This is a genomic window from Agromyces italicus DSM 16388 (assembly GCF_000421545.1).
Lineage (GTDB): Bacteria > Actinomycetota > Actinomycetes > Actinomycetales > Microbacteriaceae > Agromyces > Agromyces italicus.
In genome coordinates, this window is record NZ_ATXF01000004.1 from 162,342 (window position 1) to 177,837 (window position 15,496).

Below are 15,496 nucleotides of genomic sequence, written 5' to 3' on the forward strand. Positions count from 1 at the left end.
GGGTGCAGAACCCGTGCTGAGGGCTACGGTGGACACATGAGTGCAGATTCGGTCGGCGCCCAGTACGTCGCAGAGTTCATCGACGGACCGCTCGAGGGCGAGTTCGACCATCGCGCCCTCGTCGGAGGCGAGGCCGAGCGGCGCATCGGCATGGTCGCCGCGGTCGACGGTCTCGAATCGCTGTTCTGGTACGACGCCGTCGGTGAACGTCAGGTCAACGGCGAGCTCCGGGTGAGGTTCCGATTCGATGCGGACGACTCCGACCCCGTCGAGTCCGACGACGAGAACGACTGAGGCGATCGATCAGCTCGGCTGCGCCGCGAAGAACGCCGCGATGAGCGGCGCCGGATTGGTGAGGCGCCACAGCGGTCCTGGGTCGTCGATGTCGGCCGACAGCTCGAGTTCGCTGCGGATGTCGCCGTCGGCGGTCGGCACCGTCACGGTGCCCACGGCGCGCCCGGCGGTCGCGGTCGAGAACGGCTCCACGGCGACGGATGCCTCGCCCGGGTCACTGCCCCATGCGGCATCCGTGCGCCCTGTGCGCGCGATCAGCGCAGCCGAGTCGCCCCAGGCTGTGGTGACGGTGCCGTACTCGTCTCCTTCGGTGATGACCATGACCGGCTGGGCGGCCGCGGTCACCGACGTCACGGCCTCGGTGACCGCCGGGTCGAGCGTCTCGTAGTCGGGCATCATCGTCATCGCCCCGGTAACGCGGGTGGGCTCCCCGCCGTCGGCGGACGGGAGGACCGTGCTGAAGATGAAGCAGACGCCCGCCTGGTCGGTGTAGCTGCGGGAGAGGGCGCGCACGCCCGCCTCTCGGAGATGGTCGATGACATCGGGCACGCCGCGTGCCGTCGAATCGGTTGCCCCGGGGGCCGTCACGATGGCCGTGAGCGCCGGGTCGGCGTAGAGGAGCGCGCCGAGGCGCGCGAGCTCCTCGGCGGTGCCCACGTTGTCGGCCGAGAGCCCCGTGGCGTCGGCGACCCTGGTCGCGTCGAATCCGTTGGCTTCGAGCCAGGCGTTCGCCTCGACGACGTAGGTTTCGGCGCTGCCGAATGCCCAACGCACGAGGGTGTCGGCGTGGTTGTTGCTCGAGGCGAGCAGCGTCGCGCGCACCACGTCGCGCTCCGTCCACGAGTCGCCGGGCGAGACCTGGAGCGTGCGGTTGCCGTCCTTCACATGGTCGAGGTAGTTCGTGTAATCGGAGGGCCCGATCGTGATCGCGGGGCCGGGCCCGCTCGCGGGGAGGGGCAGCGAGTCGAGGGTCGCGAGCACCGCGATGAGCTTCGCCGCGCCGCCGATCGGCACGGCCCCGACGGCGCCGCCGACGGCGAGCGTCTCGGCCGTTCCGTCGTCGCCGACGATCGCGAGCGCGCTCGCACCGGCGTCGGGGAGCACGACGGGCGCGCCGGGCCCGCCCGTCGCCGCAGATGCCGCATCGACGCGGATGGTGGCTTCGGGCAGCGGGCCGAGGAGCATCGCCGGGCCGTAGACGCCGATGGCGAGGATCGCGACGGCGCCGAGCGCGACTCCGACGATCCGGCCGGGGGAGAGAGTCATGGAGATCAGCGTAACGGTGCCCGAATCACGCCCAGCCCAGCTCGTGCAGCCGGTCGTCGTCGATGCCGTAGAAGTGGGCGATCTCGTGCACGAGAGTCACATGGATCTCGTCGCGCAGTTCGCCTTCGTCCTCGCAGATGGCGAGCAGCGACTCGCGGTAGAGGATGATGCGATCGGGCATCTCGCCGAAGCCGTACCGGTCGCGCTCGGTGAGCGCGAAGCCGTCGTAGAGGCCGAGGAGATCGAGCGATCCGTCCTCGGGGCGATCCTCGACGACGAACACCACGTTCTCGAGCCCGTCGACCATGTCGTCCGGCAGCTGGTCGAGTTCTTCGACCACGAGCGCTTCGAAGGCCTCGGCATCGAGTTCCACGATTCTCCTCCGTCGGTGTGCGTTGCGCCCGTCGGCCATGCAGTCCGTTGGTCTGGCTTCGGCCGAGCGAAAGCGCGAAGCGCGGGCCCGCATCGGACCCGCGCTTCGCGGACTTGGGGTGAGTAACGGGGCTTGAACCCGCGGCCTCCTGGACCACAACCAGGCGCTCTACCGACTGAGCTATACCCACCATGTGTCGGATCGCCGTGACGATCTGGCAACTAGAAGAGCGTACTACACCTTCTGCTTCTGCTCGAACTCGGCGACGACCTCGGCGGCGAGCGACTGGAGCTCGTGGCTCGCCGGCCCGGGGTCGGCGACGAAGACGGCGCGACGGTAGTACTGCAGCTCGCGGATCGATTCGAGGATGTCGGCGAGCGCGCGGTGGCCGCCGTTCTTCGCCGGCGCGTTGAAATAGGCGCGCGGGAACCAGCGCTTGGCCAGCTCCTTGATCGAGGAGACGTCGACGTTGCGGTAGTGGAGGTGCGCGTCGAGCCGCGGCATGAATTTCGTGAGGAACGCCCGGTCGGTGCCGATCGAGTTGCCGGCGAGCGGGGCCTTCTGCTCGTCGGGAACATGCTGCAACACGTATTCGAGTACCTGGTACTCGGCGTCGGCCAGACTGACCCCGTTCGGGATCGCTTCGATGAGCCCGGATTCGGTGTGCATGCGACGGACGAACTCGCCCATCGACTCGAGCGCGCTCGCGTCGGGCTTGATGACGATGCTGAGCCCCGCATCGACGGGGTTGAGATCGTAGTCGGTGATCACAACCGCGATCTCGACGAGCTCATCGACCTCGAGGTCGAGCCCGGTCATCTCGCAGTCGATCCAGACCAGTCGGTCGCTCGAAGAAGCCATGCGGCGAGTCTACCGGGGCGCGCCGACACGTCTCTCGCGAGCTGTGGTGCCCCCGGCAGGAATTGAACCTGCGACCAAGAGATTAGAAGGCTCCTGCTCTATCCGCTGAGCTACGGGGGCGGTCTCGCCAAGCATACCGGGCGCCGCGGCTCACCCTTCGGTGGGCACCTGCACGTCGTCGGTGCGGGTGCGCTCGCGCGAGCCGCCGCGCCCCCGCAAGAGCAGGGCGATGAGGGGGAACAGCAGCACCGAGATCATGCCGGCGCCGACGAGCGCTGCGGCCGTCCCGCTCGCGAGGTCGCCCTCATCGACGCCGATCGCCGTGACCGCGACGATGATCGGCAGGCCGGTGGCGCCGAACAGCGCGGTCGCGGTGAGGTCGCGGGGCGAGGAGCCCGCCGGAGCGGCGAGGAGCGAGGGCATGCCCCGGATCACGAGCAGGAGCACCACGAAGACCGGCAGCATCGCGAGCGTGCGGCCGTCGGCGAAGAGCGCCTCGAGATCGAAGGTGACGCCCGTGTTGATGAAGAAGATCGGGACGAGGAAGCCGTATCCGACGCCCTCGAGCTTCGACTCGATCGCCTCCGCATCGTGCTTCGGGGCGCCGACGAGGAGCAGACGGTAGAGCACGCCGGCGGTGAATGCCCCGAGCAGCATGTCGAGGTCGAGCACGATGCTGAGGGCAACGAGGGCGAGCAGCACGAAGATCACCAGTCGCACGGCGAACTGCCCGCTCGTGTGCAGGGTCGCCGTGATCACCTGGTGCATGCGCTTGCCCGCACCCTTGGCCGCCAACCAGATGGCGAAACCGGCGACGACCGCGAAGCCGACCAGCACGATCGCGGCGACGAGCGGTGAGCGCCCGCTGAGGAACAGCGAGATCGCGAGCAACGGACCGAACTCGCCGACTGCGCCGAGCGCGAGCACCGAGATGCCGAACGGCGTGGTCAGGTCTCCGGAGTCGCGCAGTACCGGCATGATCGTGCCGAGCGCCGTCGAGGTGAGCGCGATGCCGATGAAGGCCGCTGCGGGAAGGTCGGGCGCGAACAGCGCGGCGATGCCGACTCCGGCGGCGAGCGAGATGATCCACCCGATCGCAGCCCGGTTCAACGGCCGGCCACGGATGGCCCGGAAGTCGATCTCGTTGCCCGCGAGGAAGAACAGCATGGCCAGACCGAATTCGGCGATCAGGCCCATGAACTCGTCGGGCACGACCCAGCCGAGCATGGCCGGACCGAGGAGCAGCCCCAGCACGATCTCGAAGACGACGAGCGGGATCGCGATCCACCTGCCGAGCCCGCGGACCAGTAGCGGCGCGACGACGGCGATCGCAGGAACGAGCACCATCGTGCTGATCGAGACTTCCACGTGACCTCCTGAACGGGCGCATCCCTGACGTGATGCTAGTGGAACGGCTCCTCGCGCATCCGGCGCACGGGCATCCCGGGGAGGCTCGCAGCTCATGTTTCCTCCGCGAAACACGACGACGGTATCGTCGGGGCATGCGAGACCTGCAGGCGCGAATCATCGCCGAGCTCAACGTCAGCCCGACCATCGACCCGCCCACCGAGGCGCGCGCACGCGTCGAATTCCTGAAGGACTACGTGCGCGTGACGCGCGCGAAGGGGTTGGTGCTCGGCATCAGCGGCGGTCAGGATTCGTCACTCGCGGGGCGCCTCTGCCGGATCGCGGTCGACGAACTGGTCGACGAGGGCGTCGAGGCGCGATTCGTCGCGGTTCGACTGCCGTACGGGGCGCAGCGCGACGAGGACGACGCCCAGCTCGCCCTCCAGTTCATCGAGCCGCAGGAGACCGTCGTGTTCAATGTCAAGGGCGGTGTCGACGGTGTCGCGGCCGACTTCGAGACCGCGCTCGGCGAGCCGATCAGCGACTTCGGCAAGGGCAACGTGAAGGCCCGGATGCGCATGGTCGCCCAGTACGCCATCGCCGGCGAGGGCGCGCTGCTGGTCGTGGGCACCGATCACGCCGCGGAGGCCGTCACGGGCTTCTTCACGAAGTTCGGCGACGGCGGGGCAGACGTGCTGCCGCTCTCGGGGCTCACGAAGCGGCAGGGACGAGCGCTGCTCATGGAGCTCGACGCTCCCGAGCGCCTGTACCTCAAGGTGCCGACCGCGGATCTGCTCGACAGCCTGCCCGGCCAGTCCGACGAGGCGAATCTCGGGCTGCGCTACGAGGACATCGATGCCTACCTCGAGGGCGAGGAGATCGACGAGCAGGTGGCCGAGAGGCTCGAGGCACGGTTCCTGCAGACGCGCCACAAGCGCACCGTGCCGGTGTCGATGTTCGACGAGTGGTGGCGCTGAACTTCGATCAGCGGGTCGCGTCGGAGGCGGGCATCGTCGTCGCGGTCGGGCCGGTGGCCTCGGTGGCGATCGTCGGCGTCGGGGCGGTCGACGCCCCGCTCGTGTCGCCGATCGTCACGGCATCCCGGTAGCGGTCGTGGTGCTGCTGCGCGACCCAGGCCTCCTGCTCGTCGATCGTCGTTTGCTCGGGGGTTTCGTCGCGCTGGGTGCGCCACCGCATGAGGTCGTTCTGGAACTGGCGCTTCGTGCGCGACGGGCGCCGCTGCCAGTCGAGCAGACGGTCGCGGAACTCGACCACGGCGGGATCGAGCTGGTAACCGAAGGTCGATGAGGCGCGCTTGAGCTCGTGCAGTTGGTGCGCGGACCAGTTGGCGGCGACGTCCGATCCGCGGATCGGAAGCAGCCGCACCAGGATGTCGGCCTGACCGACGGTGCGGTCGGCGAGCACCTGCTCTTGGGGCGTGAGCGAGTTCCACACGGAGGCTTCGGTCGCCGCATCCACGAGTGCCGCGATCGCGGCACTCTTCGCCTCGCGATCGCGCTGCGCGACGACGCGTTTCACCGCCGCGCTCGAGATCCAGGCGGCGAGCAGCCCGGCTGCGAGGACGGAGACGAAGAGCACGACGGCGGCGAACACCGTCGACTGCGATTCGCTCGAGGTGAGCCAGGAGATGAGGTCGTTCCACCACTGCATGGCGGCAGGCTACCCCCGAGCGGGTCGTGCGAGATCGAGCCCCGACGGCGCGCCCCGGATCGCGGCGCGCCCCGGATCGCGGCGCGCGGTCGGATCAGCGGAAGAGTTCGGCGGCCTCGCGGGCCGACCAGAACTCGCCGATCTCTGTCGTGCGCAGAGTGCCGGCGGTGAGTCGGCGCGCCGCGAACCGGCCGCCCTCGCCGACGGCTCGGTGTTCGACATGGCCGAGCACCGAGCCGTCGGCTCGGGCGACACGCCAGAGCCCGGGCGCGGCCGGCGTGAACGCGAGACCGGGTACTTCGACGGGGAAGGCCTCTCGGACGCGCGGCTGCGGCGTGGGTGTCATGATGCTCCTCTCGACGTCGCAGCCGGCCCTGCGGGGGTGTCCTCGGAGACTAGGCCGTGCCACCGACATCCTCAGCCGAGCGCAGTGTCCTGCGCCGCGAACGGTTCGATCCGCTCGATCTCCTCGATCGTCAGCGGCGCGGCGTCGAGCGCTGCGACATTCTGCTCGAGCTGCGCGACGCTCGAGGCGCCGACGAGGGCGCTCGCCACGAGCGGCTCCCGCAATACCCACGCGAGCGCGAGTTGTGCGAGCGACTGCCCGCGCTCGCGGGCGATGGCCTCGAGTGCCCGCGCCCGCTCCAGGTAGTCGGCGCTGATCCGTTCAGGGGGCAGGAACCGGCTCGTCGCCGCGCGCGAACCAGCGGGAACTTCGCCCGAGAGGTAGCGGTCGGTCAACAGCCCCTGCGCGAGCGGAGAGAAGACGATGCTCGCTGCGCCCGCCTCGTCGAGCGCGGGGAACAGCCCGTCTTCGACATGCCGGTCGAACATCGAGTACCGCGGCTGATGGATGAGCAGGGGCACGCCCTCGGCCGCGAGCGCGGCGGCGGCCGCCCTGGTCTCGTCGGGGCCGTAGTTCGAGATGCCGACGTAGAGGGCCTTGCCCTGCCTGACAGCGGTGGCGAGCGCCCCCATCGTCTCTTCGACGGGCGTCTCGGGATCGGGGCGGTGGGAGTAGAAGATGTCGACGTAGTCGAGCCCGAGCCGGCCGAGGCTCTGGTCGAGCGAGGCGAGCAGGTACTTGCGCGACCCCCACTCGCCGTACGGTCCCGGCCACATGTCGTACCCGGCCTTCGACGAGACGATCAACTCATCACGGTAGGGGGCGAGGTCGCCGGCCAGCAGGCGACCGAAGTTCTCCTCGGCCGACCCGTGCGGTGGACCGTAGTTGTTCGCGAGGTCGAAATGCGTGATGCCGAGATCGAACGCGCGTCGCACGATCGCCCGCTGCGTCTCGAAAGGGCGATCGTGCCCGAAGTTGTGCCAGAGCCCGAGCGAGAGGGCGGGCAGCTTCAGGCCGCTCCGGCCGACTCGGTTGTAGCGCATGCGGTCGTAGCGTTCGGGGGCGGCGATGTAGGGCATCCCGCCACTCTAGAGCCGTGTTCGGCGGCGCGACCTGCGCATCCGCCATCTCTCCTCGACAGCCCGGCCTGCATCGCATCGATGCACAGAACGACGGCAGGGGTTCGGATGCCCCGTGCCTGGGCCGAGCATTGGGGCACGTGGTTCCGGGGCGGTGTCCGGCACGAGGCCGTCCCGGAGCCACGAGTCGCCGATCCGCGGCGGCGCCAGACCGAGGAGTACACATGAGCGACACCATCGCGGTGACCGGCGTCGTCGGCACCGACCCCCAGCAGCGCGTGACCGGCGACGGACTCGTGATCACGTCCTTCCGCGTCGCGTCGACCCGGCGCTTCTTCGACCGGGCCAAGGGCGAGTGGAAGGACGGCGAGACCAACTGGTACGGCGTCTCGGCGTTCCGGCAGCTCGCCCGCAACGCGAGCCTGTCGATCCGCAAGGGCGAGCGCGTCATCGTGCAGGGGCGGCTCCGTCAGCGTGCGTGGGAGACCGCCACGAAGTCGGGCACCTCCGTCGAGATCGAGGCCGACGCGATCGGGCACGACCTCGCGTGGTGCGTCAGCACCTACGCGCGGGTGCAGGCTTCCAAGCCGGCCGCCGAGGCGGCCGAGACTGGCGCCGAGGCCGAGGCCGAGGCCGAGGTCGAGGTCGAGGTCGAGGATGACCCGATCGAGTCGGGAGAGTTCGACCGCGAAGGCGAACCCGCGGCGTCCACGTGGCTCGAGGGCGAGGCCGCGAACGACGACCCGCACGAGGTCTCCGAGCTCGCCGAGGCCGGGCGCTTCTGAGCCTCGCCGGCGGCGACGGCCGCCCGGTGCCGAGCGGCGTCGACCGCTTAGACTCGGCTCGGGCGGTCGACACCGCGGTGAGGGGAAGCATGGCACGGCGGAACAGGACCACGGCGGCGCTCGCGCTCGCCGCAGCTGCGCTCACCCTCGGCCTCGCCGGGTGCAGCCTGTTCGGCGGGCCGGGCCCGTCGCCGTCCGCCTCAGGCGGCCCGTCGGCGACCGAATCGGCGGCCCCGACGCCGAGTGCTCCGCCCACATTACGGCCCGAGCTCTCGGCCTCCGAGAACCTGGCGTTCTTCGACTCCGTCAACACCGCGGTGGTCGCGGCGAACGCCGAGGCGGGCGGCCGCGACTTCATCGACGCGCTCGTCGCCGCAGGTTTCGACAAGACGGCGATGGAGGTCACGGCCGATCGCACGACGATCGACCTCGACGCCGACTCGGTGCAGTTCGCCGTGCTCTTCCAAGACGAGTGCCTCATCGGGCAGTACGGTCCGAAGTCGGGCGGCTACCACGGCGCGGTGCGCCCCGCGCTCGGCACCGGCGACTGTCTCGTCGGCGAGACTCGCCCCATAGACTGGTAGGCGACACGGCGGGCCGCGTTCGGCCGCTACCGCATGGGGTTTGAGGGAAGATCTTGGCTGATTACATTTACTCGATGGTTCGCGCGCGCAAGGCGGTGGGCGACAAGGTCATCCTCGACGATGTGACGATGGCGTTCCTTCCCGGGGCGAAGATCGGCGTCGTCGGCCCGAACGGCGCCGGCAAGTCGACGATCCTGAAGATCATGGCCGGCCTCGACCAGCCGTCGAACGGCGAGGCGAAGCTCACCCCCGGCTACTCGGTCGGCATCCTCATGCAGGAGCCCGAGCTCGACGAGTCGAAGACCGTGCTCGAGAACGTGCAGGAGGGCGTCGGCCCCATCAAGGCCAAGCTCGACCGCTTCAACGAGATCTCGCTGCTCATGGCCGAGCCCGACGCCGACTTCGACGCGCTGCTCGCCGAGATGGGCACCCTGCAGGAGGAGATCGACGCGGCCGACGCCTGGGATCTCGACTCCCAGCTCGAGCAGGCGATGGACGCGCTGCGCTGCCCTCCGGGCGACGAGCAGGTCTCGGTGCTCTCGGGCGGTGAGAAGCGTCGTGTCGCGCTCTGCAAGCTGCTGCTGCAGAAGCCCGACCTGCTGCTCCTCGACGAGCCCACCAACCACCTCGACGCCGAGAGCGTGCTCTGGCTCGAGCAGCACCTCGCCAAGTACCCCGGCGCGGTGCTCGCCGTCACCCACGACCGGTACTTCCTCGACCACGTCGCCGAGTGGATCTGCGAGGTCGACCGAGGCCGGCTCTACCCCTACGAGGGCAACTACTCGACCTACCTCGAGAAGAAGCAGGAGCGACTCACCGTCCAGGGCAAGAAGGACGCGAAGCTCGCCAAGCGCCTGAAGGAGGAGCTCGAGTGGGTCCGCTCGAATGCGAAGGGCCGCCAGGCCAAGTCGAAGGCGCGCCTCGCCCGGTATGAGGAGATGGCGTCCGAGGCCGAGCGCACACGCAAGCTCGACTTCGAGGAGATCCAGATTCCGGCAGGTCCCCGCCTCGGTGACATCGTGCTCGAGGTCAAGAACCTCAAGAAGGGTTTCGGCGACCGGGTGCTCATCGACGGCCTCAGCTTCTCGTTGCCTCGCAACGGAATCGTGGGCATCATCGGCCCGAACGGCGTCGGCAAGACCACGCTCTTCAAAACCATCGTCGGCCTCGAGCCGAGCGACGGCGGCTCGGTGAAGATCGGCGAGACCGTGCAGATCTCCTACGTCGACCAGACCCGTGGCGGCATCGACCCGAACAAGTCGCTCTGGGAGGTCGTGTCCGACGGGCTCGACTACATCCAGGTCGGCAAGGTCGAGGTGCCGAGCCGCGCCTACGTCTCGACGTTCGGCTTCAAGGGCCCCGACCAGCAGAAGCGCGCCGGCATCCTCTCAGGCGGTGAGCGCAACCGCTTGAACCTCGCGCTCACGCTCAAGCAGGGCGGCAACCTGCTGTTGCTCGACGAGCCGACCAACGACCTCGATGTCGAGACCCTGTCGAGCCTCGAGAACGCCCTCCTCGAGTTCCCGGGCTGCGCCGTGGTCATCACCCACGACCGGTGGTTCCTCGACCGCATCGCGACGCACATCCTCGCCTACGAGGGCACCGAGGAGAACCCGTCGAACTGGCACTGGTTCGAGGGCAACTTCGAGGCGTACGAGGCGAACAAGGTCGAGCGCCTCGGCGCCGACGCCGCGAAGCCGCATCGCTCGACGTACCGCAAGCTCACGCGAGACTGACTTGCGACTGCACGTGCCCACCCCGTTGCGGTGGAGCGACCTCGACGCCTACGGGCACGTCAACAACGCCCGGATGCTCAGTCTCCTCGAGGAGGCTCGCATCCAGGCGTTCTGGGTCGACGAGCACGGCACGGCCGAGCACGCGGTGGGCGCATCGACGGCGGTCATCGACGCGACGCCCGGGTCGACGACGATCACGCTGATCGCCCGCCAAGAGATCGAATACCTCGCGCCGATCCCGTATCAGCGGTTGCCGCTCGACATCGAGCTCTGGATCGGGCATATGGGCGGCGCGAGCCTCGACGTCTGCTACGAGGTGTTCTCGCCGGCGGGCGTCGAGCCGCGGGTTCGCTACACGCGGGCGGTCACGACCATCGTGCTCGTCGACGCCGCGACCGAGCGGCCCCGGCGCATGACCGACGAGGAGCGCGACGCCTGGACGCCGTACCTGGAGGAGTCGATCGGCTTCCGTCGGCGCTGAGCGTTCGCCGGAGGCCGAAATCGAGGTCTCCGCGCGTCAGCGTTCGAGCGGGTCTTCGCTGAATGTGCCCTCCCAGACGGCGCGGCTGCCGGCCTCGCCGATCCGAACGAGGGTCGCGGTCGAGCCGACCGCGACGACGAGCGATGCGATGACGAGCACCGCGGCCACCCCGATGCGGAGTCCTCGCGACAGCCCGGAATTCGTGCGCCGGGCGTCCGCGCGCTCGACGAGCGCCCACGCCGCGATGAGGGCCGCGACGACGAGCACCCCGATGAGCCACGGGGTGAGATCTTCGCCCATGCCGGTGTGCTGCTGGATGAGGGGAGCCTCCGGCACGCGGGCCTCGAGCCACTTGCCGGCCTCGACGGTGACGAGCCCGAGCGGCACGAGCAGCACCGCGCCGACGAGGGCGGGAAGCCAGAGGACCCGTCGCGCGGCCGGCCAGGCGGCGAGCACGACGAGCAGGAGCCCCACGAGCGGCGTGAGCACGATGACCGCGTGCACGAGCAGCACGTGGAGGGGGAGACCCTCGAAACTGTACTCCATCGCGCTCGACCCGGGCCTCAGGAAGCGGTGACGATCCGGTCGCCCGAGACGGCGACGGGGATGGGGGTCAGCGGGTCTATGGCAGGGCCCTGCACCACCTCGCCGGTGGCTGCCTCGTAGATCGAGCCGTGGCACGGGCAATGGAACTCCTCGCCGGCCGCGGCGACGACGCACTGCTGATGCGTGCAGATCGCGCTGAACGCGACCACCTGCCCCGACGTGGGCTGGGCGATGAGCGCGGGTTCGCCGTCGATGGTGGCGTCGATGCTGCCGCCGACCGGAACGTCGGCGAGAGCCCCGACATCGTCGCCGAGGGCGGGAGCGTCGGGCTCGGGGCCGGTCGTGGCGGTCGGATCCTCATCGCTCGGTGGATCGATGCTCGGGCTCGCGCTGCCGCCCGAGTCATCCGCGGCGCATGCGGCGAGGGTGAGGGCACTGCCGACCGCGCCGACCGAACCGATGGTGAGCACAGCACGTCGTGTGAGATCGCTGGGTTCCGTCATTGCCGAACTCCTTCGCCCGCCCGGGCGCGCGAGCGCCCCTGCCACCATTGTGGGGCACCGACGCGCCCGGCGCCGGGATTGCACAGCAATCGCTCAGCCGTGCGGTGCGGGTGCCCGCACCATGCCCTCCTGGGCGACGCTCGCGACGAGCACGCCGTCACGGGTGTAGACACGGCCGAGCGAGAGCCCACGGCCGCCGCTCGCGGAGGGCGACTCCTGCACGTAGAGCAGCCACTCGTCGACGCGGGCGTCGCGATGCCACCACATGGCGTGGTCGAGGCTTGCGACCTTGAGGCCCGGGGTCGCCCAGGCGATGCCGTGCGCGCGCAGCACCGGCTCGAGGATCGAGTAGTCGCTCGCATAGGCGAGCGCCGCCCGGTGCTGTTTCGGGTCGTCGGGGAGGCGGCCGAAGGCCTTCATCCACACGGCCTGGTGGGGTGAGCGGTCGCCGTCGACACTCAGGTAGATCGGCGACGGCACGTGTCGCACGTCGAAGGCTCGTTCGTTCGACCAGTATCGGGCGACGTCGTGATCGAACTCGCCGAGCACGTCGGCCGTCGAGGGCAGCGACTCGGGGTCGGGCAGCCCGTCGGGCATGTCGAGCTGGTGCTCGACACCGTCGTCGTCGGTCTGGAACGAGGCGATGAGCGAGAGGATCGGCTCGCCGTGCTGGTAGGCCTGCGTGCGGCGCGTCGAGAACGAGCGCCCGTCGTGGATGCGGTCGACCGAGAAGGTGATCGGGTGCGCGACATCGCCCGGGCGGAGGAAGTACCCGTGCATCGAATGGATGTTGCGGTCGTCGGGCACGGTGTGCAGGGCGGCCACGATCGACTGGGCGAGCACCTGACCGCCGAAGACACGCCCGAGCGGCATCCACTGCGACGGGCCGGTGAAGATGTCTTCAGTGGTGCGCGCACCGGTGTCGGTGAGGTTCAACGTGCTCAGCAGGCCGTCGATGGGTCCGTTCATCGTTCCTCCGTGTCGGTGGGCGGCCGCCGCCGGCGCCGTGGAACGCGGGTCAGACGGAACAGCCCCGCTCACTTGGTAGTTTAGACAGGAGATGGTTCAACGACTCACGCTCGCCGACAGCCTGTCGCTCGGCGATCTGCACACGTATCTGCAACGGGCCGCCCGCGTCGAAGACGGGTCGGTGCGTCTGATCGCCGGCTCCGGAATCCTCGCCGTCTACACCGCGATCCTCTATCCGCGGGGCATCCTCGACGAGAGCCCGACCGTGCTCGGCCTCCGCACCTTCGCACTCGCCGACACCGAGGAGTTCGATTCGGTGGTGCCGATGCGCTCGCTCGTCGAGCGCATCGTGCGCGCCCGGGGCGAGCTCGGCGAAGGCGACGAGTCGCGGCCGATCTCGATGTCGCGGCCGCCCGAGGTGAACACCGTCACCTGGGCGGGCATCTCGCCGCCGCGAGGCGGCTGGCGCCCGCTCGGCGAAGCGGATGCCTCGGTGCTCGAAGCCGCGGCGCGCGCGGGCATCGACGAGGTCGCCGAGGCGATCCCCGCGGGCACCGGCGAGCAGCTGGTGCAGCGCGTTCGTTCCGAGGTGTGGGGCCGGGGTGTCGAGGGCGTCGAGTACCTGCCGACCGGAGCGGCGTTCGCGGCCTTCAGCCTCGGGTTCCTCGGCGACGACCCCGTGCAGTTGTTCGAGACCGGCCCGTGGACGAGGCTCTCCTCGCGCCGCGGGCACGTGCTCGTGCGGCGCAAGCCGTGGACGCTGAAGTCCTAGTGCCCTCAGCTGGTTGAGGAGGAGCGAAGCGACGTCTCGAAACCTGCCGCATGGATCGGGATTTCGAGATGCTCGCTGCGCTCCCTCCTCAATCCGCTCGCCTCGGTCGGGGTCTCGAGACGCTCGCTTCGCTCCCTCCTCAATCCGCTCGCCTCGGTCGGGGTCTCGAGACGCTCGCTTCGCTCGCTCCTCGACCCGCGGAAGCGATCGCCCGCCCCGCTGCACGGCCGGTGAAGAGGCATCCGCCGAGGAAGGTGCCCTCGAGCGCGCGGTACCCGTGCACGCCGCCGCCGCCGAAGCCCGACGCCTCGCCGGCGGCGTACAGCCCGGGAACGGGCGCGCCGTCGGCGCCGAGCGCGCGCGAGTCGAGGTCGGTCTGGATGCCGCCGAGGCTCTTGCGGGTGAGGATGTGCAGCTTCACGGCGATGAGCGGCCCGGCCTCCGCGTCGAGGAATCGGTGCGGGGTCGCCACCCGGATGAGCTTGTCGCCGCGATACCTGCGTGCTCCGCGCAGGGCGGTGATCTGGAGGTCTTTCGTGAACTCGTTCTCGATCTCGCGGTCGTGCGCGTGCACCTCGCGCTCGATGTTCGCGGTGTCGAGCGGGGCCTCGGGGGAGAGTGCGCGCATCCGCTCGAGCAGGTCATCGAGGGTGTCGGCGACGATGAAATCGACGCCGTGCTCCTTGAAGGCTTCGACCGGTGCGGGCGCTCCGCGCCTGACGCGCTGGGCGAGCAGCTTCAGGTCTTTTCCGGTGAGGTCGGGATTCTGCTCGCTGCCTGAGAGCGCGAACTCCTTCTCGATGATCTTCTGGGTGAGCACGAACCAGGAGTGCCCGTGCCCCGTCGCCGCGAGGTGCTCGAGCGTGCCGAGGGTGTCGAAGCCCGGGTAGAGCGGCGGCGGCAGGCGGCGCCCCTCTGCGTCGAACCAGAGCGATGAGGGACCGGGCAGGATCCGGATGCCGTGCAGCGGCCATACCGGGTCCCAATTGGTGATGCCCTCGGTGTAGTGCCACATGCGATCGCCGTTCACGAGACGCGCGCCGGATGCCTCGGCGATGCCGAGCATGCGTCCGTCGACGTGAGCGGGCACGCCCGAGAGCATCTCGGCGGGCGGTTCGCCGAGCCGGGCCGGCCACGCCGCGCGCACGAGCTCGTGATTGCCGCCGATGCCGCCCGATGAGACGACCACAGCGGGGGCACGCAGCTCGAAGTCGCCGACGACCTCGCGGTTCGAGGCCTCGCCTCGAGCTGCGTCGTCGGCCGCCAGCACCGCGCCGCGGACGCCGACCACTGCACCGCCCTCGACGATGAGCTCGTCGACGCGATGGCGGTGGCGGAACTCGACGAGCCCTGCGGCCTCACCGGCCTTCACCCGGGCGATGAACGGCGCGAGCACACCGGGCCCGGTGCCCCAGGTGATGTGGAACCGCGGTACGGAGTTGCCATGGCCGATCGCCTGCCCGGCGCCGCGCTCGGCCCACCCGACGACCGGGAAGAAGCGAACGCCCTTCTCGTGCAGCCACGCGCGCTTCTCGCCCGCGGCGAACTCGAGGTACGCCTCGGCCCAGCGCCGCCCCCACTCGTCCTCGTCGCGGTCGAACGCCGCGGTGCCCTCCCAGTCCTGTCGGGCGAGTTCGAGCGAGTCCTTCACGCCCATGCGCCGCTGCTCGGGCGAGTCGACGAGGAACAGGCCGCCGAACGACCAGTGGGCCTGCCCGCCGAGGCTCGCCGCGGGCTCCTGGTCGACGATCACGACGCGGCGGCCGGCGTCGACGAGTTCGGATGCCGCGACGAGGCCGGCGAGGCCGGCCCCGACGACGATCGCATCGGGGGTGGATGCTGCTACGGCCACAGTGACTCCTTCGTCGCTTCGGGTGGTGGCG

At 69.9% G+C, this 15,496-nt stretch carries 18 protein-coding genes and 2 tRNA genes; 7 read left to right on the forward strand and 13 right to left on the reverse strand.

Going from position 1 to position 15,496, the window contains the following annotated elements; translation table 11 throughout:
* Positions 1-36: 36 nt before the first annotated feature.
* Positions 37-294: a hypothetical protein gene (locus H516_RS0101120; RefSeq protein ID WP_022887892.1), complete on the forward strand. Its 258-nt coding sequence runs from the start codon at positions 37-39 to the stop codon at positions 292-294.
* A gap of 9 nt (positions 295-303) precedes the next feature.
* Here the strand turns inward: H516_RS0101120 and H516_RS0101125 are convergent, their stop codons facing one another.
* The 6 genes from H516_RS0101125 to H516_RS0101150 form a co-directional block, all read right to left on the reverse strand.
* Positions 304-1,560, reverse strand: a complete 1,257-nt coding sequence (locus H516_RS0101125) for a serine hydrolase family protein (RefSeq protein WP_022887893.1) — start codon at positions 1,558-1,560, stop codon at positions 304-306.
* A 25-nt stretch (positions 1,561-1,585) separates the two neighbouring features.
* Positions 1,586-1,972: a metallopeptidase family protein gene (locus tag H516_RS0101130; protein WP_051138648.1), complete on the reverse strand. Its 387-nt coding sequence runs from the start codon at positions 1,970-1,972 to the stop codon at positions 1,586-1,588.
* A 75-nt stretch (positions 1,973-2,047) separates the two neighbouring features.
* Positions 2,048-2,123: transfer RNA gene (locus H516_RS0101135), tRNA-His, on the reverse strand.
* Positions 2,124-2,167: 44 nt separating this feature from the next.
* Entirely contained in the window at positions 2,168-2,794 is a 627-nt protein-coding gene (orn, locus tag H516_RS0101140) for an oligoribonuclease (protein WP_022887895.1), read from the reverse strand.
* Between the two features lie 44 nt (positions 2,795-2,838).
* Positions 2,839-2,914 (reverse strand) — tRNA-Arg (locus H516_RS0101145).
* 30 nt (positions 2,915-2,944) lie between these two features.
* Positions 2,945-4,162 (reverse strand): cation:proton antiporter, encoded by a 1,218-nt coding sequence (locus H516_RS0101150; protein ID WP_022887896.1) that lies wholly within the window; start codon positions 4,160-4,162, stop codon positions 2,945-2,947.
* A gap of 134 nt (positions 4,163-4,296) precedes the next feature.
* Between H516_RS0101150 and nadE the strand changes: the two genes are divergently transcribed.
* Positions 4,297-5,118, forward strand: a complete 822-nt coding sequence (gene nadE / locus H516_RS0101155; protein ID WP_022887897.1) for an ammonia-dependent NAD(+) synthetase — start codon at positions 4,297-4,299, stop codon at positions 5,116-5,118.
* 7 nt (positions 5,119-5,125) lie between these two features.
* Here nadE and H516_RS17610 read toward each other — a convergent pair whose 3' ends face one another.
* The 3 genes from H516_RS17610 to H516_RS0101170 all read right to left on the reverse strand — a co-directional run bounded on the left by H516_RS17610 (position 5,126) and on the right by H516_RS0101170 (position 7,237).
* Positions 5,126-5,812, reverse strand: a complete 687-nt coding sequence (locus tag H516_RS17610; protein ID WP_022887898.1) for a hypothetical protein — start codon at positions 5,810-5,812, stop codon at positions 5,126-5,128.
* A 94-nt stretch (positions 5,813-5,906) separates the two neighbouring features.
* Complete coding sequence (locus tag H516_RS17615) at positions 5,907-6,158, reverse strand: hypothetical protein (protein ID WP_022887899.1); 252 nt, start codon at positions 6,156-6,158, stop codon at positions 5,907-5,909.
* Positions 6,159-6,229: 71 nt separating this feature from the next.
* Entirely contained in the window at positions 6,230-7,237 is a 1,008-nt protein-coding gene (locus tag H516_RS0101170) for an aldo/keto reductase (RefSeq protein WP_022887900.1), read from the reverse strand.
* A 224-nt stretch (positions 7,238-7,461) separates the two neighbouring features.
* Here H516_RS0101170 and ssb point away from each other — a divergent pair, with 224 nt between their 5' ends.
* From ssb to H516_RS0101190, 4 genes are all read left to right on the forward strand, one after another.
* Positions 7,462-8,022 (forward strand): single-stranded DNA-binding protein, encoded by a 561-nt coding sequence (gene ssb / locus H516_RS17620; protein WP_022887901.1) that lies wholly within the window; start codon positions 7,462-7,464, stop codon positions 8,020-8,022.
* An 89-nt stretch (positions 8,023-8,111) separates the two neighbouring features.
* A complete protein-coding gene (locus H516_RS0101180; protein ID WP_022887902.1) occupies positions 8,112-8,606 on the forward strand; it encodes a DUF6993 domain-containing protein in 495 nt (164 codons plus the stop codon).
* 53 nt (positions 8,607-8,659) lie between these two features.
* Positions 8,660-10,342, forward strand: a complete 1,683-nt coding sequence (gene ettA, locus H516_RS0101185; RefSeq protein ID WP_026378282.1) for an energy-dependent translational throttle protein EttA — start codon at positions 8,660-8,662, stop codon at positions 10,340-10,342.
* A gap of 1 nt (position 10,343) precedes the next feature.
* Positions 10,344-10,823, forward strand: a complete 480-nt coding sequence (locus H516_RS0101190; protein ID WP_022887904.1) for an acyl-CoA thioesterase — start codon at positions 10,344-10,346, stop codon at positions 10,821-10,823.
* A 36-nt stretch (positions 10,824-10,859) separates the two neighbouring features.
* Here H516_RS0101190 and H516_RS0101195 read toward each other — a convergent pair whose 3' ends face one another.
* The 3 genes from H516_RS0101195 to H516_RS0101205 form a co-directional block, all read right to left on the reverse strand.
* Positions 10,860-11,369 carry a hypothetical protein gene (locus H516_RS0101195; protein WP_022887905.1) on the reverse strand — a complete coding sequence of 170 codons (510 nt, stop codon included), beginning with the start codon at positions 11,367-11,369 and terminating at the stop codon, positions 10,860-10,862.
* A gap of 17 nt (positions 11,370-11,386) precedes the next feature.
* On the reverse strand, positions 11,387-11,872 hold the full coding sequence (locus tag H516_RS0101200; protein ID WP_026378283.1) for a Rieske (2Fe-2S) protein: 486 nt from the start codon (positions 11,870-11,872) through the stop codon (positions 11,387-11,389).
* A 93-nt stretch (positions 11,873-11,965) separates the two neighbouring features.
* The gene (locus H516_RS0101205) at positions 11,966-12,841 is read right to left on the reverse strand and encodes an acyl-CoA thioesterase (protein WP_022887907.1); all 876 of its coding nucleotides are present in this window, start codon (positions 12,839-12,841) and stop codon (positions 11,966-11,968) included.
* A gap of 91 nt (positions 12,842-12,932) precedes the next feature.
* Between H516_RS0101205 and H516_RS0101210 the strand changes: the two genes are divergently transcribed.
* Entirely contained in the window at positions 12,933-13,613 is a 681-nt protein-coding gene (locus tag H516_RS0101210) for a DUF8185 domain-containing protein (RefSeq protein WP_022887908.1), read from the forward strand.
* Between the two features lie 139 nt (positions 13,614-13,752).
* Here H516_RS0101210 and H516_RS17625 read toward each other — a convergent pair whose 3' ends face one another.
* Positions 13,753-15,465: an FAD-binding dehydrogenase gene (locus H516_RS17625; RefSeq protein ID WP_022887909.1), complete on the reverse strand. Its 1,713-nt coding sequence runs from the start codon at positions 15,463-15,465 to the stop codon at positions 13,753-13,755.
* Positions 15,466-15,496: the final 31 nt, after the last annotated feature.

Excerpts from the sequence above, each read along its gene's own strand:
- H516_RS0101210 (WP_022887908.1), top strand. The coding sequence starts at position 12,933 with ATGGTTCAACGACTCACGCTCGCCGACAGCCTGTCGCTCGGCGATCTG.
- orn (WP_022887895.1), bottom strand. The coding sequence starts at position 2,794 with ATGGCTTCTTCGAGCGACCGACTGGTCTGGATCGACTGCGAGATGACC.
- nadE (WP_022887897.1), top strand. The coding sequence starts at position 4,297 with ATGCGAGACCTGCAGGCGCGAATCATCGCCGAGCTCAACGTCAGCCCG.
- H516_RS0101170 (WP_022887900.1), bottom strand. The coding sequence starts at position 7,237 with ATGCCCTACATCGCCGCCCCCGAACGCTACGACCGCATGCGCTACAAC.
- H516_RS0101120 (WP_022887892.1), top strand. The coding sequence starts at position 37 with ATGAGTGCAGATTCGGTCGGCGCCCAGTACGTCGCAGAGTTCATCGAC.
- H516_RS0101195 (WP_022887905.1), bottom strand. The coding sequence starts at position 11,369 with ATGGAGTACAGTTTCGAGGGTCTCCCCCTCCACGTGCTGCTCGTGCAC.
- H516_RS17615 (WP_022887899.1), bottom strand. The coding sequence starts at position 6,158 with ATGACACCCACGCCGCAGCCGCGCGTCCGAGAGGCCTTCCCCGTCGAA.
- H516_RS17610 (WP_022887898.1), bottom strand. The coding sequence starts at position 5,812 with ATGCAGTGGTGGAACGACCTCATCTCCTGGCTCACCTCGAGCGAATCG.
- H516_RS0101130 (WP_051138648.1), bottom strand. The coding sequence starts at position 1,972 with ATGGCCGACGGGCGCAACGCACACCGACGGAGGAGAATCGTGGAACTC.
- H516_RS0101200 (WP_026378283.1), bottom strand. The coding sequence starts at position 11,872 with ATGACGGAACCCAGCGATCTCACACGACGTGCTGTGCTCACCATCGGT.
- H516_RS0101180 (WP_022887902.1), top strand. The coding sequence starts at position 8,112 with ATGGCACGGCGGAACAGGACCACGGCGGCGCTCGCGCTCGCCGCAGCT.
- H516_RS0101205 (WP_022887907.1), bottom strand. The coding sequence starts at position 12,841 with ATGAACGGACCCATCGACGGCCTGCTGAGCACGTTGAACCTCACCGAC.
- H516_RS0101125 (WP_022887893.1), bottom strand. The coding sequence starts at position 1,560 with ATGACTCTCTCCCCCGGCCGGATCGTCGGAGTCGCGCTCGGCGCCGTC.
- ssb (WP_022887901.1), top strand. The coding sequence starts at position 7,462 with ATGAGCGACACCATCGCGGTGACCGGCGTCGTCGGCACCGACCCCCAG.